At 68.6% G+C, this 24107-nt stretch carries 24 protein-coding genes; 14 read left to right on the top strand and 10 right to left on the bottom strand.

Annotated features, from left to right (window positions below; all coding sequences use genetic code 11):
- Nucleotides 1-32 precede the first annotated feature (32 nt).
- Nucleotides 33-1424 (top strand): tetratricopeptide repeat protein, encoded by a 1392-nt coding sequence (locus R8G01_15200; GenBank protein MDW3215347.1) that lies wholly within the window; start codon nt 33-35, stop codon nt 1422-1424.
- A 54-nt stretch (nt 1425-1478) separates the two neighbouring features.
- Here R8G01_15200 and R8G01_15195 read toward each other — a convergent pair whose 3' ends face one another.
- Nucleotides 1479-3608, bottom strand: coding sequence for a DEAD/DEAH box helicase (locus tag R8G01_15195; GenBank protein MDW3215346.1), 2130 nt, complete (start codon nt 3606-3608; stop codon nt 1479-1481).
- A gap of 80 nt (nt 3609-3688) precedes the next feature.
- Between R8G01_15195 and R8G01_15190 the strand changes: the two genes are divergently transcribed.
- Nucleotides 3689-3832, top strand: a complete 144-nt coding sequence (locus R8G01_15190; protein MDW3215345.1) for a hypothetical protein — start codon at nt 3689-3691, stop codon at nt 3830-3832.
- Entirely contained in the window at nt 3832-4761 is a 930-nt protein-coding gene (locus R8G01_15185) for a hypothetical protein (GenBank protein ID MDW3215344.1), read from the top strand. The genes R8G01_15190 and R8G01_15185 overlap by 1 nt, the downstream gene beginning before the upstream one ends.
- 4 nt (nt 4762-4765) lie before the next feature.
- On the opposite strand, the gene R8G01_15180 is transcribed toward R8G01_15185, so the two are convergent.
- From R8G01_15180 to R8G01_15165, 4 genes are all read right to left on the bottom strand, one after another.
- Nucleotides 4766-5314, bottom strand: coding sequence for a DUF1003 domain-containing protein (locus tag R8G01_15180; GenBank protein ID MDW3215343.1), 549 nt, complete (start codon nt 5312-5314; stop codon nt 4766-4768).
- Nucleotides 5311-6567, bottom strand: a complete 1257-nt coding sequence (locus R8G01_15175) for a CBS domain-containing protein (GenBank protein ID MDW3215342.1) — start codon at nt 6565-6567, stop codon at nt 5311-5313. Before R8G01_15175 ends, R8G01_15180 begins: the two co-directional genes overlap by 4 nt.
- 90 nt (nt 6568-6657) lie before the next feature.
- A complete protein-coding gene (locus tag R8G01_15170; GenBank protein ID MDW3215341.1) occupies nt 6658-8706 on the bottom strand; it encodes a molybdopterin-dependent oxidoreductase in 2049 nt (682 codons plus the stop codon).
- A gap of 127 nt (nt 8707-8833) precedes the next feature.
- Nucleotides 8834-9343 (bottom strand): helix-turn-helix domain-containing protein, encoded by a 510-nt coding sequence (locus R8G01_15165; GenBank protein MDW3215340.1) that lies wholly within the window; start codon nt 9341-9343, stop codon nt 8834-8836.
- 79 nt (nt 9344-9422) lie between these two features.
- On the opposite strand from R8G01_15165, the gene R8G01_15160 reads away from it, so the two are divergent.
- On the top strand, nt 9423-10223 hold the full coding sequence (locus R8G01_15160; GenBank protein MDW3215339.1) for a hypothetical protein: 801 nt from the start codon (nt 9423-9425) through the stop codon (nt 10221-10223).
- A 209-nt stretch (nt 10224-10432) separates the two neighbouring features.
- Here the strand turns inward: R8G01_15160 and R8G01_15155 are convergent, their stop codons facing one another.
- The gene (locus R8G01_15155) at nt 10433-10786 is read right to left on the bottom strand and encodes an AraC family transcriptional regulator (protein ID MDW3215338.1); all 354 of its coding nucleotides are present in this window, start codon (nt 10784-10786) and stop codon (nt 10433-10435) included.
- Entirely contained in the window at nt 10699-12189 is a 1491-nt protein-coding gene (locus R8G01_15150) for an SDR family oxidoreductase (GenBank protein MDW3215337.1), read from the bottom strand. Before R8G01_15150 ends, R8G01_15155 begins: the two co-directional genes overlap by 88 nt.
- 171 nt (nt 12190-12360) lie before the next feature.
- Here R8G01_15150 and R8G01_15145 point away from each other — a divergent pair, with 171 nt between their 5' ends.
- Nucleotides 12361-12678 (top strand): CsbD family protein, encoded by a 318-nt coding sequence (locus R8G01_15145; protein MDW3215336.1) that lies wholly within the window; start codon nt 12361-12363, stop codon nt 12676-12678.
- A 106-nt stretch (nt 12679-12784) separates the two neighbouring features.
- Here the strand turns inward: R8G01_15145 and R8G01_15140 are convergent, their stop codons facing one another.
- On the bottom strand, nt 12785-13087 hold the full coding sequence (locus R8G01_15140; protein MDW3215335.1) for an STAS domain-containing protein: 303 nt from the start codon (nt 13085-13087) through the stop codon (nt 12785-12787).
- Between the two features lie 245 nt (nt 13088-13332).
- Here R8G01_15140 and R8G01_15135 point away from each other — a divergent pair, with 245 nt between their 5' ends.
- Entirely contained in the window at nt 13333-13716 is a 384-nt protein-coding gene (locus R8G01_15135; GenBank protein MDW3215334.1) for a hypothetical protein, read from the top strand.
- Nucleotides 13703-14482, top strand: coding sequence for a SigB/SigF/SigG family RNA polymerase sigma factor (locus tag R8G01_15130; GenBank protein ID MDW3215333.1), 780 nt, complete (start codon nt 13703-13705; stop codon nt 14480-14482). The genes R8G01_15135 and R8G01_15130 overlap by 14 nt, the downstream gene beginning before the upstream one ends.
- 18 nt (nt 14483-14500) lie before the next feature.
- Here the strand turns inward: R8G01_15130 and R8G01_15125 are convergent, their stop codons facing one another.
- Together R8G01_15125 and R8G01_15120 are read right to left on the bottom strand one after the other, a co-directional pair.
- On the bottom strand, nt 14501-15118 hold the full coding sequence (locus R8G01_15125; GenBank protein MDW3215332.1) for a class F sortase: 618 nt from the start codon (nt 15116-15118) through the stop codon (nt 14501-14503).
- 57 nt (nt 15119-15175) lie between these two features.
- Complete coding sequence (locus R8G01_15120) at nt 15176-16006, bottom strand: hypothetical protein (GenBank protein MDW3215331.1); 831 nt, start codon at nt 16004-16006, stop codon at nt 15176-15178.
- 174 nt (nt 16007-16180) lie between these two features.
- Between R8G01_15120 and R8G01_15115 the strand changes: the two genes are divergently transcribed.
- From R8G01_15115 to R8G01_15085, 7 genes are all read left to right on the top strand, one after another.
- Complete coding sequence (locus R8G01_15115; protein MDW3215330.1) at nt 16181-17935, top strand: alkaline phosphatase D family protein; 1755 nt, start codon at nt 16181-16183, stop codon at nt 17933-17935.
- A gap of 89 nt (nt 17936-18024) precedes the next feature.
- Nucleotides 18025-19128: an ABC transporter ATP-binding protein gene (locus tag R8G01_15110; GenBank protein MDW3215329.1), complete on the top strand. Its 1104-nt coding sequence runs from the start codon at nt 18025-18027 to the stop codon at nt 19126-19128.
- Nucleotides 19125-20642 carry an ABC transporter permease gene (locus R8G01_15105; GenBank protein MDW3215328.1) on the top strand — a complete coding sequence of 506 codons (1518 nt, stop codon included), beginning with the start codon at nt 19125-19127 and terminating at the stop codon, nt 20640-20642. Before R8G01_15110 ends, R8G01_15105 begins: the two co-directional genes overlap by 4 nt.
- Complete coding sequence (locus R8G01_15100; protein MDW3215327.1) at nt 20639-21538, top strand: hypothetical protein; 900 nt, start codon at nt 20639-20641, stop codon at nt 21536-21538. The genes R8G01_15105 and R8G01_15100 overlap by 4 nt, the downstream gene beginning before the upstream one ends.
- Entirely contained in the window at nt 21535-22398 is an 864-nt protein-coding gene (locus R8G01_15095; GenBank protein ID MDW3215326.1) for a DUF1206 domain-containing protein, read from the top strand. Before R8G01_15100 ends, R8G01_15095 begins: the two co-directional genes overlap by 4 nt.
- On the top strand, nt 22395-23267 hold the full coding sequence (locus R8G01_15090; protein MDW3215325.1) for a diacylglycerol kinase family lipid kinase: 873 nt from the start codon (nt 22395-22397) through the stop codon (nt 23265-23267). Before R8G01_15095 ends, R8G01_15090 begins: the two co-directional genes overlap by 4 nt.
- Nucleotides 23264-24100, top strand: coding sequence for a polyphosphate kinase 2 family protein (locus R8G01_15085; GenBank protein ID MDW3215324.1), 837 nt, complete (start codon nt 23264-23266; stop codon nt 24098-24100). The genes R8G01_15090 and R8G01_15085 overlap by 4 nt, the downstream gene beginning before the upstream one ends.
- Nucleotides 24101-24107: the final 7 nt, after the last annotated feature.

The raw sequence follows: 24107 nt of genomic DNA, 5'->3' as shown, positions 1-24107 counted from the left end.
TACGACATCCCAGCAACGAACGAGGAACGAAGATGAACACGTCGACGATGGAGCGTTCGGCTCCCACCCCCGAATCGAACGAGGCGCCATCGCGGTCCCGTCGCCTGCCGGTGATCGCCGTCGGTGCGGTGCTCGGTGTCGCGATCGTCGCGGCGGGAGCCTTCGGACTCCGAAGAGACGACCCGCCCGCCCCGGCAGCGACGCCCGCGGTCGACGCTCGCGTGAGTGGCATGACGGGTCGGCTCGGCGCCGGATCGATCGCCGAGACGGTGACGCAGCTCGAAGCGCGCATCGTGGCGTTCCCGAACGACGACGTGGCGTTGGCCACGCTCGGGATCGCGTACGTCGATCACGCGCGGATCACCGGCGATCCCACCCGCTACGCACGGGCCGATCAGGTGCTCGGCGACTCGCTCGAGGTGAACGACGACGACAACTTCCTGGCGTACGCCGGCTTGGCGGCCGTCGCCGCTGCCCGCCACGACTTCCCGACCGCTGAGCGCCACGCGCTGACCGGCCTGGAGATCAACCCCGCCAACGCGACGTTGTGGGGCGTGTTGAGCGACGCCCAGATCCAGTTGGGCGACTACGACGACGGGTTCGAGTCGGTCGCCCGCATGGGTGAACTCGTGCCCGACATCGCCTCGATCACACGAGCCGCCTACGTTGCCGAGCTGACGGGCGACGACGACGAGGCGCGACGTCTGATGGAGCGTGCGCTCGACGAAGCGTTCACGGGCGACGACCGGGCGTTCGCCCTGTTCCAGATCGGTGAGATGGAACTCGGCGGCGGCGATCCGAACTCGGCGCTCGGCTACTTCCTCGACGCGCTCGAGGCGTCACCCGACGACATCAGCGCACTCTCCGGAAAGGCGCATGCCCTCGGTCAGGCCGGGCAGATCGAGACCGCCATCGCCAACTACGAACTGCTCGTCGAACGGACACCGCTCGCCGACTTCATGATCGAGTTCGGCGAGTTCCTCGACGGCGAGGGGCGATCCGAAGCGGCCGAGACCTGGTACGACCGGGCCAGGGAGCAGATCGCGATCGATCGGTCGAACGGTGTGCAGCCCGACGCTGGGCTGATCTTCTTCGAAGCCGATCACGGCGACCCGGCCGTCGCGCTCCGCCAAGCCGAAGAGGCCGTCGCCGACCGGCCCTTCTTCGAGCTCCACGAGGCACACGCCTGGGCGCTCTATCGCACCGGGAACTTCGCTGAAGCGGCCGACGCGATCGAGCGCGCGAGCGTGCTCGGGATCCGCGATCCGGAGCTGCACGTCCGTTCGGCGCTCATCCACCACGCGTTGGGAGACGACGACGCGGCGAGGGCCGAACTGGCGACGGCGACGGCGATCAACCCGCTGGGAGTCCCGTACCTGCTCGACTCCGATGCCGAGGTGATCGCTCAGCTCGAGCGCCGCTGACAGCCGGGTTGGAGCGATGTACGGCCGACGGTCGGCCGATCGCGCCGCGAGTCGTCAGCGCGAGCGCAGCGCGAACGGGAGCACGGCTGCCGTGCCGGCGCCCGTGAGCTGCCAGGCGGCCACCGTCATCGTCCAACGGCTGTCGACCTCGTCGTCGACGAGCAGCACCGGCCCACCCAAGATGTCGGCCGCCGGCAGTGCGGCGTGATCGACCTCGAACCGGCCCCACACGTTGGTGACCTGATGCGCCGAGTTGTCTTGCGCCGACTGGAACCCGCGCCCGTCGGGATCGGCATCGACGAGCGCCCGATGAACGGGCAGCTTGCCGAGCGACCCGAGGGCATCGGCGACGTGCCCGACCAGGGCCGAGCGACGACGTGACGGCACGGGGCAGATCCAGGTCGGGCGCTCGGCCCACGGCCACCGTTTGAGCACGGCGGCGATCGCGTCGACCAGTTCGGACGGCACCTCGGCCGAACCGCCGGCGTCGACGGCCGTGATGAGCCGCTCGACGACCGGGTTCCATCCGCCGTCGCCGAGCCGGGCGAGGGCTCGCCCTGGTACGGCCTGACGGTCGACGGCGATGCGACCCTTCGGGTCGCCCAACCCCGACGGCCACTGGCGGCGCGGTTCGACGGTGATGTCGCCACCGCGCAGTGCATCGTGCGCGGCCGCGACCAGCAGCGGGTCGGGCTCACGCTGCCATGAGTGATCGGTGCAACGATCACAGCGACCACAATCGTCGGCCGTGTCGTCGTCGAGCGCCTCGCGGAGGTACCGGAGCCGGCAGGTGGACAGGTCGGCCCAGGCGAGCATCTGATCGGACTCGGCGCGGCGGAGGGTGCGGAGCGCGTCGACGAGTTCGTGGTCGTACCGCCAGTCGGCGTCGGTGCGGATGAAGCCGTTGCCGGCGCGCGTGATGGCGCCGTCGACCTCGAGAATGCTGAGCAGGATGCCGAGCCGGCTGCGACCGAGGTTGACGTTCGGTTCGATCGCCGCGACCGACGTCGGTGCGTCGGGATCGAGCAGGTCGAGGACCGAGCGGCAGATCTCCTCGGAGGGGAGCGACACCGACTCGAACCATCTCCACACCGCGGCGTCTTCGGTCGGGCGCGGCACCGCGATGACCTCGGCACGGTCGATGGCGCGGCCGGCACGACCGACCTGCTGGTAGTACGCCACCGGCGACGGCGGGAGCCCGAGGTGGACGCAGAACGCCAGGTCACCCTTGTCGAACCCCATGCCGAGCGCCGACGTGGCCACGAGCGCTTTGAGTTCGTTGGCGCGCAGCGCCGACTCCATCGCCAACCGCTCGCCGGGTTCGACCGAGCCCGTGTACGCAGCCACCTCGTGCCCACGCGACCGCAACCACGCCGCAGCCGTCTCGGCCTGGTCGACCGTGAGGCAGTAGATGATGCCCGAGCCCGGCAGGTCGCCGAGGGTTTCGGCCAACCAGGCGAGCCGGTGTGCGTCGTCGGGGAGGTCGACGACCGACAGGTGCAACGACGCTCGGTCGAGCGGTGTGCGGAGCACGAGCGTGTCGTCGCCGAGTTGCTTCGCCACGTCGTCGGTGACCCGCTGGTTCGCGGTCGCCGTGGTGGCGAGGACCGGGGTCCAGCTCGGGAGGTCGGCCAACAATCGGCGCAGGCGGCGGTAGTCGGGCCGGAAGTCGTGACCCCAGTCGGAGATGCAGTGGGCCTCGTCGCAGACCAGCGCGAACGCCCGCGTCTGCATCGTGTCGAACACTCGTCGACGGAACCCGGCGTTGGCGAGCCGCTCGGGCGCGATCAGGAGCAGGTCGACCTCGTCGCGACCGATCTGCTCTTCCATCTCGGCCCACGCATCGATGTTGGACGAGTTGATCGTGACCGCGTTGAGACCGAGCCGTTCGGCCGCTGCGACCTGATCGCGCATCAGGGCCAGGAGGGGAGACACGACCACCGTCGGACCCCAGCCGCGGTCGCGCAACATCCGGGTGGCCGAGAAGTAGACGGCCGACTTGCCGAAGCCGGTCCGGGCGACCAGCAGGGTGCGGCGACGCTCGGCGACGACCGCTGCGACCGCTGCGACCTGGTCGGCGCGCGGCACGGCGTCGGGCCCGGCGAGGGCCCGGACGTGCTCGGCGAGTTCGCGTTCGACGTCGTCGACCGATGGTCGGGGAGGTTCGATCACGGCGGCGGGCATGCATCGGACCGTATCGACTGGGTGTCGCACCCGCGCCGGGCGTCACCGACCGGCGGCCCGGCGAGGTACCGTCTGCGTCCATGAAGTTGCTGCGGCGCATCCTCGGCGCGCTCACGATGGCCGGGATCGCGGCAGCCGGCCTACGGGTCCGCGGGCGTGGGGGCACCCCGCCGCAGCATGGTGGATGGCGGCCACTCGAGTTGCCCACCGACACGGAACGCTGATGGCGATCTGGGTGGTCGGTGACGGCATCGTCGGCCGTCGTGTGCAGCGGATGCTGGCGGAGTTCGACGTGCGCTCGCACGACCCGCGCATCGAGCCGACGCCGCTCGTCGGTCCGGGTGACGTCGCCGTCTTGGCGCATCCGGTCGACCATGCGCCGCTCGCTCGGGTGCTCGGCGTGCGCGGTGCGTCGGTCGTCACCGTCGGCGACGGCCTCGACGACACCCGGGAACTGATGGCGCTCGACCGTGACTTCGCGGCATCCGACGCCTCGCTGGTGATCGGGGCGGCGCTCACGCCCGGATTGTCGGGTCTCCTGGCTCGGTACCTGTCGTTCGAGATGGCGGCCGTCGACGAGATCCACGTCGCGGTCCACGGGACCGCCGGGCCGAGCTGCGCACGTGAGCACCACCGATCGCTGAGCGGACGCGCCGTCAGCTGGCGCGATGGCGAATGGCGGCACTCGCTCGGCGGTGGCGGCCGCGAGCTGTGCTGGTTCCCCGAGCCGGTCGGCGCCCGCGATTGTTACCACGCCGAGATCGCGAGCCCGGTCCTGCTGCACCAGTCGTTTCCCGACGCGATCCGGATCGACGCCCGCCGCAGCGCGCGGCGTCGCGACCGGTTCACGTCTCGACTGCCGATGCTCCGCCCGCCCCACCGTGAGGGACGGGTCGGAGCGCTGCGCGTCGAGGTGCGTGGCAGCGCATCCGACGGCGCCCGTCTCACGCGCATCCTCGGCGTCGCCGAACTCGTCGGCACCGCGTCGGCTGCGATGGCTGCCGTGTTCGCGTCGGCCGCCCTCGCGGACGAGCTCCCCCACGGTGCCGTGGCGACCAGTGACCCTCAGCTCGACACGCTCGGCCTGCTGCGTCGCATCGAGGCGGCAGGGGTTCGCCTCCAGGAGTTCACCGGCGTCCCGCAGCCGGGGTGACCGTTCAGTCGTTCGCCGGGCTGGATGCTTCGAGCGTTTCGCCGTCGTCGGGTGATGGTGGGGCGACCTCGTCGAGACGTCGACTCAACCGTTCGATCGACTTGGTGAGATCGTTGAGCTGGTCGCGCAGCTCTTCGCCGGTCACCACGTCGGCCAGCGCGAGCCGGACCCCAGCGATCTCGCGGGCGAGGAACTCGGTGTCGGCCTGCGTGCGTTCGGCGACCTCGCGGTCGTAGTCGGCGGCGACCCGATCGCGCCGCTCCTGACGGTTCTGGGCGAGCAGGATCAGCGGCGCCGCGTACGACGCCTGGAGTGAGAGCACCAGCGTGAGCAGCACGAGGCCGCGATCCCACGGGTCGAACTGGTAGTCGGCGGGCGGGATGATGTTGAACGCCAGCCAGACGACGATGATCCCGGTCTGCCACACCAGGAACCGGGCGGTGCCGAGATAGCGGGCGATCGACTCGCTGAAGATGCCGAACGCCTCGGAGTCGTACGACAGGTCGAAGCGGCCACGCTGTCGTGGCTGGGTGAGCTCGTTGCGGCGCTTCACGAGCGGGCAGCCGCCTGCTCTGCCGCGCGGTCCTGACGGCGGTGCCGAAGGCGCCATCCGGCGCCGAGCATGCGGTCGACGACGTCGTCGACGCTGACCGCACCCAGCAGACGCCCTGCTTCGTCGACGACGGCCAGCGCCAACATGTCGTACGACGCGAACTCCTCGAACACGGCGCGGTCGGTGGTGTCGGGCGACACGGTGGGCACGTCGCGGGCCACGCAGTGACGCAGTTCCATGCTCGGTGGCTCCCGGAGGAGGCGCTGCATGAACACGATCCCGAGGTGCTTGCCGGTCGGCGGTTTGAACGGAGCCTGGGTGACGAACACCTGGCTCGCGATGCTCGGCGTCCAGCTGGGGTCGCGGAGCTGGGCGAGGGCTTCGGCAACGGTGGCCGACGGACCGAGAATGATGATCTCGGGCGTCATCATGCCGCCCGCCGTGGCTTCTTCGTAGGAGAGGAGACGGGTGATGACCTCGGCCTCGTCGTCGTCCATCGCGGCGAGGACGGCGGCGCGCTGCTGGGTGGGCATCTCGCCGAGCAGGTCGGCGAGATCGTCGTACTCCATCTCGTCGAGCACACCGACCAGGCGGTCGAGGTCGAGCCCTTCGATCAGCCGGAGCTGCTCGGACTCGGGGAGCTCTTCGAGCACGTCGGCGAGGCGCTCGTCGTCCATCGACTCGGCGAGCTGGCGACGCTGCGCGAGCGGCATGGTACGCACGATGTGGGCGACATCGCTCGGGTGCATGTCGCGCAGACGGGCGGCCTCGGCCTCCATCGCCGTGTTGGCGGCGAACAGGACGGCGACCTCACGCCACTCGACGAGCCGGTAGCTCGGCCGCCGCCGCAGCGTGTTGCGTCGTGCGAGCCGCACCTTCGACACTTCCCAGTGGCTCGATCGGCCGTCGTTCTTCTCGATCAGGCCGACGTCGCTCACCCGCTCGCCGCCCTCGATCGAGCGGTCGATGACCTCGTTGTTGATCAGCGTTTCGCCGGGGCGGGGCTTGAACGGGTTGAGGTCGAGGTCCCAGCTGCGCAGACGAACGCCATCGCTGTCGAGATCGGCGATGCGGGCGGCGTTGACGAAGATGCGGCGGTGCTGGCTCGACGCGACGAACCCGGTGACCCGCGGCGGGTGCCCGACGCGACCGGGGACGACGACGATGTCCTCGATCTTGCCGATCTCCGCACCGCCCGCGTCGAGCAGCGGCAGACGCATCACTCTGAACGCGTAGATCAGCTCGCCTGCCATGCAGCGCAGACTACCCGTTGACCCCTCGTGCGGACCCGAGGACCGGCCGGGTGCGACACCCGTGCCGACGCCCGCCGCGACCGGGAGCGATCAGAGCCCCTCGACCTGCACCAGGGTGTCGCTGTAGGCCACGCCGCCGCCCCACTCGGTCAACGTGTCGTTGGTGAGGTCGTTGGCGACCTGGCCGTCGGGGTGATGTTCGCGCCACCATCCCCACGGGATCGACGCGAGTCCGGGACGCAGGCGGGTGGTGACCTTGACCGGGAGTTCGAGGCTGGCCCGGTCGTTGAACACCCGGGCGGTTCCGCCGTCGGCGAGACCCCTCGCCGAGGCATCCACGATGTCGAGTTCGACGAACGGTCCACCCTCGGCCGGACCGTGTTTGGGGAGGTGTGAGTAGCCGGAGTTGAGGAAGCGCGTATGGTGCTTCGGGGTCATCAGCTGCAGGGGGAACCGTTCGGCGTTCGGACCCTGCGGCCCCTCCGTCGGCGGGACGAAGGTGGGCAGCCGCGGTTGCCCCATCGCCTCGAGGCGGCTCGACACGAACTCGACCTTCCCCGATTCGCTGGGGAAGCCGCCGTCGGCCCACGGGGTGCCGTTCTCGGGGTACGGCACCTTCATCCAGCCGTCGCGACGGAGTGCGTCGAGGTCGACCGTCGGGAGGACGTCGCGCAGGATCGTCAGGTCGTCGTCGAACAGCGACGGTTCGGTGAGTCCCATGGCGCCCGCGATCCGTCGGAAACACTCGCTGTTGCTCACCGCCTCGCCGAGCGGCTCGATCGCGGCTTCGTTCCAGCCCATCCACAGGTGTCCCCACGCCGGGGTGACGTCGTGCGCTTCGATCTGGGTCGTCGCCGGGAGCACGATGTCGGCGTATCGAGCGGTGTCGGTCATGAACTGCTCGTGCACGATCGTGAAGAGGTCCTCACGGGCCATGCCGCGGCGAGCCTGATCGGCGTTCGGCACGATCACCAACGGGTTCGAGTTCCAGACGATCATCGCGTACACCGGCGGCTGCTCGTCGAGCAGGATCTCGCCGAGCCGGCTCATGTTGAGCGTGCGCACCCCGCGCCCGGCGAGCAGGTCGGGTCGGCCGAGCGCAGCCTCGTCGACGAGCGCGTCCTGCCAGGTGCCGACGCTGCGGAACAGACCGCCACCACGATCACGCCAGGCGCCCGTCAGCGCGGGGAGGCACGCCATGGTCCGGTAGAACATGGCGCCGTTCTCGTGGTGCTCGGCGCCGATCAGCGTGCGGATCGCGGCGGGTCTGGTGGTCGCGTACGCGCGCGCCAGTGTCTCGATCACCTCGGCGTCGACGCCGCACTGCACGGCTGCCCACGCCGGGGTCGCCTCGGCGACCGATTCGGCCAGTTCGTCGAATCCGAGTGTGTGAGCATCGACCCACTCGCGGTCGAGCAGGTCGTCACGGATGACGACGTGCATCATCGCGAGCATCATGGCGATGTCGGTGCCGGGCAGTGGCTGGATGTGTTGGTCGCAGTCGTCGGCGGTCAGCGTCCGGATCGGATCGATCACCACCAACCTGGCGCCGTTCGCTCTCGCCTTCTCGATCACCGGCCACAGGTGCCGGTTCGTGAGCTTGGTGTTGGTGCCCCACAGGAGGATCAGTTTCGAGTGCTCGAGATCGAGCGCATCGGCGCCGAGCGAGCTGCCGTTGGTCATCGCGACACCGGCGCCGACCGTCGGCCCGCAGATGTTGCGCAGCAGGCGGGTCGCCCCGATGTGGTGGAAGAATCGCGACGACACCCCCTCGGTGGCGAGGATGCTCTGGTTGCCCGCGTCGCTGAACGGCATGACCGCCTCGCCGCCGTGCTCGTCGATGACGGCAGCCAGCCGCGAGCCGATCTCGGCCAGCGCATCATCCCAGGAGATCTGTTCGAACTCGCCGCTGCCCTTCGGTCCGACCCGGCGCATCGGGTGGAGCACCCGGTCGGGTGAGTACACGCGGTCGAGGAAGCGGTTGACCTTCGGACAGAGTTCGCCGTAGCTGTACGGATGCTCGGGATTGCCCCGCAGTTTCACCGCGACCGGCGCCGGCCCGCTGTGGTCGACGGTCACCGTCCACCCGCACGAATCGGGGCAGTCGTGATGGCAGGTTCCGTTCACGGTCGCGGTCATGCTCCGATCGTACGTCCTGCCCCGGGAGCGGCATGGCGAGGATCGGACGCCGTGGCCTCGCCCGGAGCGACGACCGGTCACCACCGCGCCCGATCCGGAGCGGATCGCATGAGCCGAACGGCCCGTCCTACCGCCCCTCGGCGCGGGCCGACTCGGCGGCGGCCCGGTTGAGTCGCTCGGTGACCGACGGCGAGTCGGGGTCGGCGGGCGGTGCATCGAGGTGGCGGGTGCGGAGCTCCGCCATGAAGTCCTCCCACATCGGTCGACCTCCCTCGTAGAGAAGTTGGGCCCTGACTCGCAGCGCATCGGTGGTCGGGCGGTGCCGGAGGCCCCACCAGCCGAGTTCGGCGAGCACCGGAACGAGTTCGATCGCCGGTTCGGCCAGCGAGTACGTGACCGTACGGCCCGGGCCGGGGTCGTCGCGGGTGAGGAGTCCGTGGTCGACGAGGTCGCGGAGTCGGCTGGCGAGGATGTTCGACGCGATCCCTTCTTCGTTGTTGCGCTGCAGCTCTCGGAAGTGTCGCCGGTCTCCGAACATGATGTCGCGCAGCACGATGAGGCTCCAGCGGTCGCCGATCACTTCGATCGCGGCGTTGATCGCGCATCCGGAACGTGGCTCGTCGCGCTTGACACTCACTGCTTGCAAGGTACCACCGGCCTGAGTATCCTTGGTGATTGCAAAACACAAGCGGTATGACTCGAAGGGACGTGTCGACATGATCGACCTGACCATGGCCCATGCGGCGGTGTCCGACATCGCCATCGCCGAAACGTGGTATCGGCGTGTGCTCGACTCGTCACCCCACCTGCGACCGATGGACGGATTGATCGAGTGGCGATTCGGTCCCGCGCACGGGCTCCAGGTCTTCCACGATCCTGATCGTGCCGGCAACTCCACGGTCGTCGTCGGCGTGGTCGATCTCGATGACGTCGTTGAGCGCCTCGTCCGGGTGGGCGTCGACCACGGTGGCGTGCAGGAGGGTGGTGGAGGGCACCTGGTGGTCCTTGCGGATCCCGACGACAACCAGGTGGTGCTGCTCGACCCCGACGCCGCTCACGGGCGAACCGTCGACGGACCCGTGGCGAGAGCGACGATGCACTTCGAGCGTCGCTTCCCTGCGGCGGCAGCCGTGGTGTGGGACGCCTACGCCGACATCGCCCAGCGATCGGTGTGGTCGGTCCCGAAGGGCGAGGTCGTCGAGTACGACGCCAGCGACTTCGTGGTCGGCGGCACCGACGTGTACCGATGCGGGCCCCCCGATGATCTCGCCAGCCACGTGACGACCCGCTACGGATACATCGACGCACCCCGGTCGCTCGTCGCCACCAGCGAGATCAGCAGGGACGGCACACCGGTGTCGATCGACACGACCCACTGGTCGTTCGACGCCGATGGCGACTCCACGAACGTGTCGATCGTCGTTCAGGTCACCTCGCTCGTCGGTGCCGGAATGCTCGATGGCTACCGCAACGGCCACGAGCGCACCCTCGATCACCTCGGAGAGTTCCTCGCATGACCGACGTGCCGCCCGGGGTCACGTTCCCGATCAACAGACCGATCGCCGAGGTGCCGGTGTGGAGCGGAACTTCTTTCGCAGACGACGGGTGGTCGGACTTGTCGCCGGGAACCGACAGGTGCGGTCCGGGCACGTCGGCGGAGGTTGGATCAGGCCGTCGTGGTGGTCGTGGTGGTGGTCGTCGAACGCGATCCGGGAATCCGGGTGCGTCAGGTCAGTCCGGCGGTGAGTGGTTGCCTGGTGCTGCTCCACTGCTTGGGAGATTGCCCGTACATCCGCTTGAACTCTCGGCTGAACTGGGAGGAGCTCGCGTCGCCGACTTCGGTGGCTGCCTCGTCGACAGTCATGCCTCCGGCCATTCTCATGGCCGCGCCATTGAGCCGGATCCCCATTCCAAACCGGATGGGCGACAGCGTCGTGACTTGCTTGAACCTTCCGCTCGTTGGCCGGTTCTCCGCGCCGTCGCCCGTACGTGTCAGCCGTCCGATGATCCAGACGCCGCCGCGGCCTCGCGACCGATGCGTCGGGCCATGATCGGGAAGATCGCGACGTGGAACGGCCACATCGCCCACCAGTAGGCGCGACCGAGGATGCCGCGGGGGACGAACCGAGCGCGCTGCGTCAGTCGGGTGCGTCCGTCGTCGAGCGGTTCGGTGACCCATTCGAGCCATGCGTCGCCGGGCAGTCGCATCTCGGCGTGGAGGCGGAACAGATCGTCATCGATGGCCACCACTCGCCAGAAGTCGAGCGCCTCGCCGACGGTGATGTCGTCGGGGTGCCGCCGGCCGCGTCGCAGGCCGACGCCGCCCGCCACCTTGTCCATGAACCCGCGAATGGCCCAGAGCGGCCGGAACCCGTACCAGCCACGCTCGCCGCCGATACCGCGGACGATGCGCTGTACGGTCGCCGGATCGGCGTCGACGTCGGTGCTGCGAGCGTCTTCGAGGGCGGTGCCACCGCTCCAGTCGGGGTCCCACGGCTTGGGCGTTGCAGCATCGTCGGCACCCCGGATACCCGACCAGCGCGTGGGGATGTCGAGATCCTGCACGCGCGTCAGCGATGACTCGATCGCGGCCCGGGTCGTCTTGCAGGTGTGATCGGAGAGCGCCCGGGCCGAGTCGTCGGTGACGACGACGTGGTTGCGCAACGAGTCGATCAGCGAGGCGGCGAGGCCGCGGGGGAGCGGTGTCACCAGATTGACCCAGTGGGTCGAGAACGTGGGGCTCACGAATGGCACCGGCAGGATGAGGCGGCGTCGCAACCCGGCCACGTCGGCGTAGGTGGTGATCAGGTCCTGGTACGTCAGTTGGTCGGGCCCACCGATCTCGACGATGCGATGGTGGTCGCCGGCTCCGGCCGTCAGCGCGGCCCGGATGTACCGCAGCACGTCGGTGATCGCGATCGGTTGGACGAGGGTGCGGGTCACCCAGGCGGGTGCGACCATCGCCGGCAGGACCTCGACCAGGCTGCGCAGCATCTCGAACGATGCCGACCCGGCACCGAGCACGACGGCGGCGCGGAGTTCGGTGACCGGTGTCGGCCCCGACGCGAGCGTGGCGCCCACGGCGTGACGTGAGCGCAGGTGCGCCGAGAGTTCGTCGTCGTCACGACCCAGCCCGCTCATGTAGATGATGTGGCCGACGCCGGCGCGTTCACACGCGTCGGCGACGGTCCGGGCGGTCGTCTGCTCGACGGTTTCGAAGTCGTCGCGTCCGAGCGAATGCACCAGGTACACGACGGTGTCGACGTCGCTGAACGCGTCGTCGAGCGTGTCGGGGTCCTCGAGGTCGGCCTCGGCGATCTCGACCTGGTCGGCCCAGGGGATCGACCGCAGCGACGACGCCGATCGGGTCAGGCATCGGACGGTCGCCCCGTCATCGACGAGTTCGGGGACGAGGCGTCCGCCGACGTAGCCGGACGCCCCGAGGACGAGGGTCCGGTGGTTTGGTCGGTCGGTGTCGGTCACGTCACTCGTTTCGGCGGGTCGGCGGGGACGGCGGTGCTCCGGTCACGAGGCCGCCGGTGGGCGGTCACCGACGCCCGAGGATGAACAGCGCGAGGGCGACGATGGCGAGGATGATGAAGATCGTGTACAGCATGGCGCCGAGGTACCCCGCGAGCGAAGGTTCCAAACCGGATGAGTGTCCTCGATCGGGTGATCCGCGTCGCACGATCGGTGGGGTGGACCGGGCGGGCGGCGGCGCGTTTCGACGAGCACGATGCCGGGTACGCATCGGTCGATCCCCGACGAAAGGAACCCCCGATGAGTGGAGCCATGGACAAGGTCACCGGACGAGCCAAGCAGGCAGCGGGCGACCTCACCGACAACGACGAGCTCGAGCGTGAAGGCGAGGCCGACGAGGCCGCCGGCAAGGCGAAGGACGCCGTCGACGACGTCAAGGACGGCGTGAACGACGCCATCGACAACGTGAAGGACCGCTTCGACGACAACTGAGGCGCTCGATCGAGCATCGGCCGCACCACCGTCCACCCCTCGGTCGGTCGGCGGCGACACTCCGGCAGCGGCGGGCGTTCAGCGCCCGTCGTTGCCGCGTCAGGCGTCAGTCGGTGACGTTGAGGTAGTCGTCGATCCCACTGATCTCGAGCAGACGGCTGACGGCGGGCGACGGGTTGGTGAGCTGGAGTTGCCGCTCGGCCGCCTGGGCCACCTGGTGGGCCTCGATCAGGACCCGGAGGCCGCTGGAATCGACGAACTCGACCTCGGCCATGTCGATCAACACGTGGGACAGATCGCACTGCTCGATCGCCTCGGCGAGGGCGGGCGCGGTGTACGCGTCGATCTCGCCGGCGAGCACGAGCCCGGTTTCGTTGACGCTGATCTCGAGCGGGGCAGCCGCAGTCATGAGGAAACTGTATCTCCGAGTCGATGATTTCAGGAACATGGGCAGCACCCGGGTGTGGCACCACCGGGTGACAGCGTAGGTCATGTCGAGTGATGAGGGCGAGGGATCGCGAACGACCTTCGAGGATCACCCGTTCGGGTGAGGTTCGGTGGCATCGTGGTGGCCGATCACGCCGAGGGTTGTTGGCGCGAAACGTCGGTCGACGAGAGCGCACCATCTCGCGTCGCAGCTAACTTGGCAGGCGCATGAGCGAACACGCTGAACTCGACCTGCCGCTGTCGGCACGCTACGCCACCACCGTCCGAGCGGTGGCCGCTTCGATGGCGTCGACGATCTCGATGTCGATCGACGACATCGACGACCTCCGCCTCGGCGTGAACGAGGCGATCTCGGTGTTGACCGACGTCGACGACGATGTCGCCGACTCCGGTCGGCTCCACGTCCGATTCGAGGTCGGGCCGGGCCAGATCCTGGTCATCGTCAGTCGGTCCGGCGTCGATGACGAACCCAACGTCGAACTCGACGTGTTGGCGGAACGGATCCTCGGCGCCGTCGTCGACGAGTACTCGGTCGACGACACGGGCGCATTCCGGCTGGTCAAACAAGTGCCGGCAGATGGCGACTCCTGACACGACGGTCCTCTTCGAGGAGTTCGCGAAGACCGGCCGACGCCGGATCCGCAACCAGATCGTCGAAGAGCACATGGGCCTCGCGGTCCACATCGCGAAGCGGTACAACGTGCGCGCCGGCCGCGACGACGACATCGAACAGGTGGCGATGCTGGCGCTGGTCAAGGCCGTCGATCGATTCGATCCGACGGTCGGGGTGCCGTTCGCCGCGTTCGCCGGCCGGACGATCGAAGGCGAGATCAAGCGTCACTTCCGCGACGCGACGTGGTCGATCAAGGTGCCTCGCGGGGCGAAGGAACTGCATCTGTCGGTGCGCCGGGCCAGCGACGAGCTCTCGTCGAAGCTGGGACGCTCGCCGTCGGTCGCCGAGGTCGCCGCCCACCTCGAGGTCCCCGAGGACGACGTGATCACCGGCCTCTCGGTGGGCGAAGCTCGCCGGGTCGAGTCGATCGACCCGCCGGCCGGCGACGAGGGCGGGGTCTCGTCGGCCCGTCAGCGCGCGACGTCGAGTCGCGACGGGGGCTTCGTCGACGTCGAGAACGATGCGGTCGTCGAGCAGTTGCTCGAGACCCTCGCCGAGCGCGAGCGCGAGATCGTCCGTCTGCGGTTCTACGAGGAGATGTCGCAGGTGGAGATCGCCGAGATCGTCGGCGTGTCCCAGATGCACGTCTCGCGACTGCTCAAGCGGGCCTTCAAGGAACTGCGTGGCGCGTACGGTGATCTCGACGGCGACGGCGAGTACGACGACGCCGACGAAGAAGAGTGACCTGACCGGGCGCCGTCGTCAGATGCGCTCGTCGACGGCGTCGGCGGGCACGAGGTCGACCGGGACGGCGTAGACGACGATGTTCTGGCGGTAGCGCCGGATGTCGGGGTTGTAGCTGCCGCCGCAGGTGATCAGGACCAGCGTCTCGTCGCCGGTCGTGGTCCAGATCCGATCGATCGGCAGCGAGTCCTTGTCGTAGATCGTCCGTTCGACCACCTCGTAGACCCGAATCGAACCGTCGTCGGCGACGACGTCGACCTGCGCGCCGGGCTCGAGGTTGCCCAGCTGGTGGAACGGGCCGATCTTGCGGTTCCACGACACGTGCGCGGCGAGCACCGTGGCCCCCGGGAGACCCGGTGCCGAGCCGTACTGGTACCAGCCGACCTCGGTCTCGTCGGGCACCTCGAGCTCGCCGTCCTCTTCGATCCCGACCGCTCGAATGGGATTGTCGAGTTCGAGGTCGCCGATCCTGATCGCCTGCGGTGAGCTGCGCTCGACCGCCGCCGCGTCGGTCGGGATGGTGTCGGGTGTCTCGCCTTTGGCGTTGTCGACGACGAGGACGACGCCGTCACCGTTGAGGTAGTTGCGAGCCACCATCGTGCCGGCGACCGCGAAAACGACGAAACCGGCGAACATCACGTATCCGAAGAGTCTCCGGATCCATGACGTCCGCCGGTATCGAGGCATGAGTGATCAGACGTGACGTCGAGCGAACATGGCGCCGCCGGCGAGGGCGAGCCCGCCCAGAGCCACCACGACGAGCGTCGTGCTGCTGCTGCCACCCAACGGTGAACCGGTGTTGACCGCCGTGGGAACGGCACTCGTGGTCGTCGCTCCGGCGACCGTGGTCGTCGTGGTGGGTGCCGTCACGGCGAAGTCGACGATCTGAACGACGAAGTCGAGTGTGTCGTCCTCGACCGAGCCGACGGCGTACACGATGGTGTTGGTGTTGGCGGCCAGGTCGAGCGTGGCGATCTCGGCGATCGCGACGTCGCCGGTCGGTGCGAGCTGGGCGTCGGTCAGCGCACCATCGGGCAGTTCGAGTTCGGCGCTCTGCCCGTTGGTGGCACCGACGATCGGGCGCTGGTCGCCCACGATCAGGTCGACGGCCGGGGCCTCGGCGGTGTGCCGGAGGGTCAGACGGGCATCGCCGGTCGAGGCGTCGGCCGTGTTGTTCTCGAACGTGCTGAGGACCGGGGTGCCGTCGGCGTCGAGGTGTGCCACGAGGCTGTGGCTCCCCGAGGCGGGGATGACGAGGCTGGCGATCGGTCCGATCACCACGTCGTCGGTGGCGTCGTCGGTCACGGTGACGTTCTGCAGTGTCTGGCCGGCGAACGACGAGATGTTGGCGAGCGAACCCGGCACGAACGCGTCGATGACCACCGTTCCGTCGACCGTCAGGTCGACGGTGGTGCCCGGGATGCCGTGCACGAGGGTGAGGTCGGCTGCGCTCTGCGCCGATGTGGTCTGTGGGATGCAGGCGATCGCGGCAATTGCCGCCAAGCCCATGAGTACGCGCTTCATCTTCGGTTCCTCCAGTGGTCCGTCCGTGGAGCAACGGTACCCCAGCATCTCGTCGCGAAACAGTGGGACAAGTGTTTCTTGATCGTGTCAAGAATTGTCCCGACTCGACCCGGTCGTGCCGACCGCGTTGGCACGAGCCGGTTGACGTCGCGTTCGTCCGGGTACCCCGGGGTGGTGCATGGACCCGACGACGCGCGCGAATCCCCCGAAACATCACTGCTGGACGCGGTTCCCGATGCCGTGAAACCACCGGACGACCCGGTCGAGCGAGACCACTGGGCGCGAGGACTCCGGCTGATCGGACTGGTCGCCGCCGCCGCTGCCGTGATCTTCATGTGGCTGGACGCGCGCGCGGGGTGGCTGGATTATCAGCCGGGTGGCACCGCGTTCTTCACCTACGTGCGGCCGGTGTTCTACGTCTTGCTGGTGCTCGGCGCACTCGCCGCGCTCAGGTGGGAGTTCGTCGGCGGCGTCATCGCCGGCTTCGCGGCCGGCGCGATCGGCGCGATCGCCGTGAACCAGCTGGTCGGACGCCATGCGGTGCTCGTCATCGTCCTGCTCGCCGTGCCCGCTTCGGCGTGGTTGTTGGCCGACCTGGCGGGCTGGTCGCACCGCCGTGGCGTCGCAGCGATCGTGGGGACCGTGGCCGCGGTGGTGGCCGGGTCGTTCGTCGGCGAGTACGTGTACGACTCGCAGTTCGGACCCACGCACCCGCCGTCGGAACTCGAGTCCCTGCCCGACTCGGCGCTCCGCTGGGTGTGGTCGGGCGGCGTCACGTCGTCCGAGGCCCGGTTGCGGGCCGCCGCCGACGTACCGTTCGAGTCCGCTCGCCTCGCCGTGACGGCCACCGACGACTTCGCCGATGCGACGTACCATCCCGTCGACGATCGTGACGGCAACATCGTCTCGTTCACGGCGAACGACCTCGACCCCGACGTGCGGCACCGTTACGCGGTGGAGATCGACGGTGAACTCGACCTCGTTCGCACGGGCGAGTTCACCACGTTCCCCGAGGAGGCGGCGTCGTTCTCCTTCACGGTCGGCGCCTGCGCACGCGTGGGTTCGAACGGATCCGTGTTCGACACGATCCGCGACGAGGATCAGCTCTTCCACCTGATCACGGGTGACTTCCACTACGGCGACATCCCCGATGACGACCGGGCTCGATACGACGAGGTGATCGACCTCACCCTGCGGCAGCCGGCACAGGCGGCCCTGTATCGCTCGGTACCGATCGCCTATGTCTGGGACGACCACGACTACGGCATCAACGACTCGAACTTCTATTCCGAGAGTCGGGTCGCGGCGATGGACGCGTATCGCACCAACGTCCCGAGCTATCCCCTCGCCGGCGAGCTCTCGGCCGTGTTCCAGTCGTTCGATGTCGGCCGGGTGCGGTTCCTGATCACCGATGCACGATCGGCTCGTGAACCGGGCGAGACGATGCTGGGCGAGTCGCAGCTCGCCTGGTTCCTCGACGAACTGGTCACCGCCGCCGAGGAACAGGAACTCGTCGTGTGGGTGAACCCCGTGCCATGGCTGGCCGAAGCCGAGGACGGCGCCGACCACTGGGGCGGCTACGCCGACGAGCGTCGCCGGATCGCCGACGTGATCGCCGAACACGACATCGACCACCTCCTGATGGTCAGCGGCGATGCGCACATGGTCGCCATCGACGACGGCACCAACACCGACTACTCCGCGTCCGGCGACGCCGGATTCCCGTTGCTGCACGCTGCGCCGCTCGACCGGCCGGGCAGCATCAAGGGCGGCCCGTACAGCGAGGGCGCGATCGGTGAGAGCGGACAGTACGGACTGGTCGAGATCGACGACGACGGCGAGACGATCACGGTCGCGCTGCGTGCGAAGCGCTACGACGGCGAGGTGCTGCTCCGCCATGACTTCGTCGTCGGCGACGGCGACGGCTGACGACGGTCGACGACGCGTTGGTTTCCGGCCGCGCTGCGCCGGGTACTGGCTGCCCGCCGCCCCGACGGGTGGGCCAGGAGAAGGCAGACATGACCACGAGCTCGAACATCACCACGAACACGACTACGAACACGAGCACATCCGGCACACGCACCGACACGACCGACACCGTCGAGCACGGCCGGTCCGCCAGACGCTCGCGGGGAGGGCTGGGTGATTCGCTCAATTCCGTCAGGACCAGCGAACTGCGCAAGTCCTTCGACGACGTCGAGGTGCTGCACGGGCTCGATCTCGCCGTCGAACCGGGAACGATCGTCGGGTTGATCGGGCCGAGCGGCTGCGGCAAGACGACCACGGTCCGGTTGATGACCGGGTTGCTCGCGCCCACCTCGGGTGAGGCGTGGATCGGCGGCACGCGTGCGGTCGACCTCACGAGCGCGCAGCGGTCACGGATCGGCTACCTCCCGCAGACCCCGGCACTCTTCCCCGACCTGTCGCTGATGGAGAACCTCAGCTTCCACGCGTCGATGTACGGGCTGCCGTTGCGTCGCAAGCGTCGCCTCATGTCGGTGCTCGACTGGGTCGAACTCAGCGACGACGCCGGCAAGCGGGTCTCGGATGCGTCCGGTGGCATGCAGCGCCGCCTCGCACTGGCCGCGGCGTTCGTGCACGATCCGGACATCGTCTTCCTCGACGAACCCACGGCGGGAATCGACCCCATCCTGCGCGACAAGATCTGGACACAGTTCCGCGAGGTCGCATCCTCGGGCAAGACGCTCGTCGTCACCACCCAGTACGTCGGTGAGGCCGGCATGTGCGACGAGGTCGGGCTGCTCAGCGACGGCGACCTCCTCCTCGTCGACACCCCCGCCAACCTCCGCCGTGCGGCGTTCGACGGTCAGGTCGTCGACGTCGTCACCTCACGCCCCCTGAGTCGTGCCGAACTCGATCGCCTCTCCGAGCACGAGTTCGTCGTCGGCGAGATCGAACGCACCGACGTGACCGCCGTGCGGTTCGTCGTCGACGACGCCGACCGCGCCATCACCGACCTCGACCGGTCGTTCTCCGAACTCGGTGTCGACGTGCTCGAAGCAGGTGAGCACGAGGTCGACTACGACGAGGCGTTCGTGCGGGTCGTGCAACGCCACCGGTCGGCGACACAAGGGCGGCTCGACGAGGGGGCCGAGGCGTGAGCGTCACCGACAACTCCCTCTCGGTCGTCCGCCCGCTCTGGGCCGTCGTCATTCGTTCGTTCGCGTTCCTCCGCAAAGAGGTCGTCGAGATCATCCGCCAACCGCGCTTGGTCGCGCTCCTCGTCGTCGGCCCGTTCGCACTGCTGGTGCTGTTCGGGTCGGGATACTCGGAGACGGCGATCGTGAAGCGAGCGATCTTCGTCGGGCCGGAGGGTTCGATCTACGAGGAGGTGCTCGACACCTACGAGGCCGACCTCTCCGACTTCATCGAGTCGCAGGGCATGGTGGCCACCGAGGCCGAAGGCGTCGCCGAACTCGACGCGGGGCGTGCCGACCTCGTCGTGATCTTCCCGGACGACCCGGCGACTGAGGTCATGGCCGGGGAGCGCGCCGTCATCCGGTTGATCCACAACGAGATCGATCCCATTCAGGAAGGCGCGGTCGAGATCTCTGCCCGGCTCGCGATCCAAGAGGTGAACGCGACCGTGCTGACCACGCTCGCCGTCGAGGCGCAGGACTCGATGCCCGACAGCGCAACGATGCGCGACCGGCTGCTCGCGCTGAGCAACGAACTGGCCGAGGACCCGATCGCGACCCGCGATCTGCTCGTCACCGAACTCGATCTGGTCGAGGACGCGCTGAGCGGCTCGGCGACCGTGCTCGACCGTCTGGACCTCGGTGACGATCAGCGCGGCGAGGCACTGGCAGCGGCCCGGACCGACACGTTGGAGATCACCGACGAGTTGCAGACCATCAGCGAGGAGACGACCGACGAGGAACTCACCGAACTCGCCGATGCCGTCGCCACCCTGACGGCATCGCTCGACGAGGTCGTGATCCTCGATCCCGAGATCCTGATCCGACCCTTCCAGAGCCGCACCGACAACCGACTCGACGGCCGGATCAACCCCACCGAGTACTTCACCCCGGCCTCGCTCGCACTCCTGCTCCAGCACCTCGCACTCACGTTCGCGGCCTTGTCACTGGTGCGTGACCGTCGGACCGGACTGTTCGAACTCATGCGGGTCGGACCGCTCTCGTCGGTCGAGATCATCATCGGCAAGATCTTCGCCTACCTGCTGGTTGGCACGGCCGTCGGTGCGTTGCTGATGGCGGCATCGGTGTACGGCCTCAGCGTCCCACTGGCCGGCTCGGTCGGCTGGGTCGCCTTCACGGTCGTCGGCGTGCTCCTGGCCTCGCTCGCGCTCGGCATGGTGCTCGCCATCGTGGCGGGCACCGAGAGTCAGGCGGTGCAGTATGCGATGCTCGTGCTGCTGGCCGGACTGTTCTTCAGCGGTTTCATCCTCCCGATCGACGGTCTCGCCGCTCCGGTCAGCGTCATCTCCTGGATGTTGCCGGTGACCTATGGCATCGCCTCGTTCCAGGACGTGATGCTGCGCGGTCTCCCGCCGGACAACTCGGTGATCATCGGCCTGTCCGCCCTCGTGGTCGGCTACGGCGCGATCGCCATCCTCGGTCTGAGGCGGCAGCTCTCGGCGAAGGCGGCGGCGTGAACGCAGCAACCGCCGCCCGTTGTTTCCGTGGGATCGCGGTGTTCGGCGTCGTCGCCGGTCTGGTGCTCGGGGTCACCGGCTGGCTGTTCCTGACGGATCTCGACGAGAACCTCGACCAGAGCCTGCAGATCGGTGAGGCGGCGTCGGTCAGCGTGATCGAGACGATCGACGTCGCCGAGCAACTCATCGAGTCGCTCGACGCGGGCCTCGAGACGGTCGGGGCGACGCTCGGCGCGGTCGAATCGGCGTTGGGCGACACCGCCGGAGTGGCCTCGACCACCGCGTCGCTGTCGTCCTCGCTGCCGGAGAGCTTCGAAGACATCGACGTCGCGCTGTCGACGGTCCAGTCGTTGAGTGGCGCGATCGATACTGCGCTCAGCGGGCTGTCGAGTGTCCCGTTCGGACCCGACTACGACCCGGAGGTCCCGCTGCCCGTCGCGATCTCCAACCTGCGCGCCGCGTTCGACCCGATCGGCGACGACCTCACGAGACTGACGAGCGAACTGCAGACGTTCGCCGACGGGTCGGACGACATCGGCGGCCGCGTCGACGCGGTGCGGGCCGACCTCGCGGAGACCCGAGCGGCGCTGGCGAACAGCGCCGATCTCCTCGACGACTATCGGCGCACCGCGACCGACGCAGGGCTGCTCGCCGTGTCGAGTCGCGGCGACATGTCGCGTGCGTTCGCACTGGCGCGACTGGCGACGCTGCTGCTGGCCCTCTTCGTCGTCGTCGCCCAGTTCGTGCCCTGGTGGTTGGCGGCTCGACTGCCCGTCGTGCAGGTTTCGGGTTCACCCGATCGGGGTACCGGCGACCCACGTCACGAGACCGCCGACGACCACCATCCGGCCGATCTCACCTCGACGACGACCACGGACCACGGGGAACCAACATGAGCACAGCAGGCTTGCGAACCGATGGCGACGACGTCGCCGACGGAGTGAACGACGCGGTGCGCGAACGCCCGTGGCTCGAGACGGTCGGTCAGCTCGGCTGGGTCGCCAAAGGGTTCGTGTACCTCCTCTTCGGTGCGACGGCGACGCAGATCGCCCGACAGGAACCGAGCGACGACGAAGCCTCACCGAGCGGCGCGCTCAATCGAGTGCTCGAGCAGCCGGGCGGTCGCATCCTGCTCTCGGTGATGGCGGTCGGGCTCGTCCTGTACTTCCTCTGGCGGGTGTTGAGCGTCGCGGTGATCCGAGGCAACGACCTGTCGGCATGGGCACACCGTGTCGGCTACGGATTCTCGGCGGGCTTCTACGTGCTCCTCGCGTTCACGGCGGCACGGACCGTGCAGCGCGGCAGTGAGAGCGGCGGCGAGAGCACCGTCGAGCAGCTGTCCAAGTCGTTGCTCGAGACGGGATGGGGACGTGTGCTCGTGACGGCCGGCGGTGTGATCACGATCGCAGTCGGCCTCGTGTTCGTCGTGCACAAGGGCATCATGCGCAGCTTCACGGAGGACCTCCACGGTGTCGATGAATCCGACGACGAGGCGGTCGACCGGGTCGTCATCGCCGCCGGTGTCGCCGGGTGGATCGGTCGGGGTGTCGTGACGATCCTCGTCGGATTCTTCGTCGCTCGCGCCGCGATCAGGTTCGATCCCGACGATGCCCGCGGTTTCGACGGGGCCCTCCGCAAGGTCGCGACCACTACGACGGGGGAACTGCTCGTCTGGGTGAGCGCCGTCGGCCTGATGCTGTACGGAGCGTTCTGCGTGTTCAGCCACCGGTACCGCCGGATCGAGGACAATTCGTGAGCGACGTCACCGTCGTCTACAACCCGAAGTCCGGCAGCGCCATCACGGTCGGCGATCTCGAGCGGGCGTTCGCCCCGCACGAATCGGCGCACCGGATCCGATGGTCGCCCACGACCGCCGACGATCCGGGGCCCGGCCAGACGGCCGAGGCGATCGAGCGTGGCTGCGACACCGTGGTCGCCTGCGGTGGCGACGGCACGGTGCGAGCGGTCGCTGAGACACTCGCCGGCACCTCGACGGCGCTCGGCGTGGTGCCACTGGGCACCGGGAACCTGCTCGCCGAGAACCTGTCGATCCCCGTCGGTCTCGACGCGGTGCCGTGCGCGGTGTCGTCGACGACGACCACCCTCGACGTCGGCGTGGTCAACGACGAGAAGTTCCTCGTCATGGCCGGCGTCGGCTTCGACGCGGCGATGATCCGCGATGCCGACTCCACCGTCAAACGTCGGTTCGGGAGCGTCGCCTACATGATCTCCGGCGCGAAGAACCTGCCGGCGCAGATCGTCCGAGCATCGGTGACGGTCGACGGCGAGGCGGTGTGGTCCGGCCGCACGGCGATGGTGCTCGTCGGCAACTGCGGCGCGGTCACCGGCGGCCTCCAGGTGTTCCCCGACGCGGCGCCCGACGACGGCCGCCTCGACATCGCGATCCTCACCGCAGAACGGCTCCGTGACTGGCTGACGATCGGCTGGCGCCTCATGCGTCGGCGCGAACAACCGAAGCATCTGGTCGAGCGGTACACCGGCACCACGGTCACCGTCGACCTCGATGAACCGGCGCCGTACGAACTCGATGGCGAGGACCGTCCCGAGACGGATCGACTCGAGTTCACGATCGAACCCGCGGCGCTGGAGGTCAGGTGCCCGTGAGCGATCAACCGCTGAGCGCCCGTCTGACCGCTCCCGGCGACGACGACCTGACCCTCGCCGGCTTCGACCCCGGCGCGACCCTGCTCTCGAAGTCGGACGCGAAAGACCAACTCGACGACGACATCCGCCCCCGCCTGTTCGACCTGCACGAATTGATGATGGCGAACGAGGACCATGCGATCCTCCTGATCCTGCAGGGGCTCGACTGTTCGGGCAAGAACGGGACGATCAAGCACGTGGTGCAAGCGATGAACCCCGCCAAGGTGGACGTCGCCAGCTTCACCGAACCCGAGGGCGACGAGGTCGACGAACACTTCCTCGAGCGGATCCGGCGCCAGGTGCCCGAGCCCGGTCGCCTCACCGTGTTCGACCGCTCCCACTACGAAGACCTCTTCGTCCCGGCGGTCGAGGACGGTATGACCGGTGACGAGTTCGACGAGCGCATCGGTGAGATCATCGACTTCGAGGACGAACTGACGAACGACGGCGTCACCGTCGTGAAGTGTCTGCTCCACATCTCCTACGACGAGCAGCGGGCGAGGTTCCTGCGCCGTTTGCGCCGCGCCGACAAACGCTGGAAGTTCTCCGAGTCCGACGTCGAGACCCGTGCCCGATGGGACGAGTGGCAGGTCGTCTACGGCAAGGCCGTCGGCCGGACCTCGACCGAACACGCCCCCTGGTACGTGATCCCGGCCGACCACAAGTGGCACCGCAACTGGGTCGTCGGGTCCCTCCTCGTCGAACACTTCGAACGGTTCGGCGAGAGCTACCCCGAGCCCTTCACCGATGCCGAGCTCGCGGCGCTGCGTGCCCGCCTCGAGCCCCCGAACTGAGAGGCGG

Source organism: Ilumatobacteraceae bacterium, from assembly GCA_033344875.1.
Classification (GTDB): Bacteria; Actinomycetota; Acidimicrobiia; order Acidimicrobiales; family Ilumatobacteraceae; genus Ilumatobacter.
Note: the sequence above shows the minus strand (reverse complement) of the source record. Positions and strands in the feature narration are given on the sequence as shown.

What these genes read in the sequence shown, in the direction of transcription:
- R8G01_15200 (MDW3215347.1), top strand. Translation starts at nt 33, where the DNA reads ATGAACACGTCGACGATGGAGCGTTCGGCTCCCACCCCCGAATCGAAC.
- R8G01_15195 (MDW3215346.1), bottom strand. Translation starts at nt 3,608, where the DNA reads ATGCCCGCCGCCGTGATCGAACCTCCCCGACCATCGGTCGACGACGTC.
- R8G01_15190 (MDW3215345.1), top strand. Translation starts at nt 3,689, where the DNA reads ATGAAGTTGCTGCGGCGCATCCTCGGCGCGCTCACGATGGCCGGGATC.
- R8G01_15185 (MDW3215344.1), top strand. Translation starts at nt 3,832, where the DNA reads ATGGCGATCTGGGTGGTCGGTGACGGCATCGTCGGCCGTCGTGTGCAG.
- R8G01_15175 (MDW3215342.1), bottom strand. Translation starts at nt 6,567, where the DNA reads ATGGCAGGCGAGCTGATCTACGCGTTCAGAGTGATGCGTCTGCCGCTG.
- R8G01_15170 (MDW3215341.1), bottom strand. Translation starts at nt 8,706, where the DNA reads ATGACCGCGACCGTGAACGGAACCTGCCATCACGACTGCCCCGATTCG.
- R8G01_15160 (MDW3215339.1), top strand. Translation starts at nt 9,423, where the DNA reads ATGATCGACCTGACCATGGCCCATGCGGCGGTGTCCGACATCGCCATC.
- R8G01_15145 (MDW3215336.1), top strand. Translation starts at nt 12,361, where the DNA reads ATGAGTGTCCTCGATCGGGTGATCCGCGTCGCACGATCGGTGGGGTGG.
- R8G01_15140 (MDW3215335.1), bottom strand. Translation starts at nt 13,087, where the DNA reads ATGACTGCGGCTGCCCCGCTCGAGATCAGCGTCAACGAAACCGGGCTC.
- R8G01_15135 (MDW3215334.1), top strand. Translation starts at nt 13,333, where the DNA reads ATGAGCGAACACGCTGAACTCGACCTGCCGCTGTCGGCACGCTACGCC.
- R8G01_15130 (MDW3215333.1), top strand. Translation starts at nt 13,703, where the DNA reads ATGGCGACTCCTGACACGACGGTCCTCTTCGAGGAGTTCGCGAAGACC.
- R8G01_15125 (MDW3215332.1), bottom strand. Translation starts at nt 15,118, where the DNA reads ATGTTCGCCGGTTTCGTCGTTTTCGCGGTCGCCGGCACGATGGTGGCT.
- R8G01_15120 (MDW3215331.1), bottom strand. Translation starts at nt 16,006, where the DNA reads ATGAAGCGCGTACTCATGGGCTTGGCGGCAATTGCCGCGATCGCCTGC.
- R8G01_15110 (MDW3215329.1), top strand. Translation starts at nt 18,025, where the DNA reads ATGACCACGAGCTCGAACATCACCACGAACACGACTACGAACACGAGC.
- R8G01_15095 (MDW3215326.1), top strand. Translation starts at nt 21,535, where the DNA reads ATGAGCACAGCAGGCTTGCGAACCGATGGCGACGACGTCGCCGACGGA.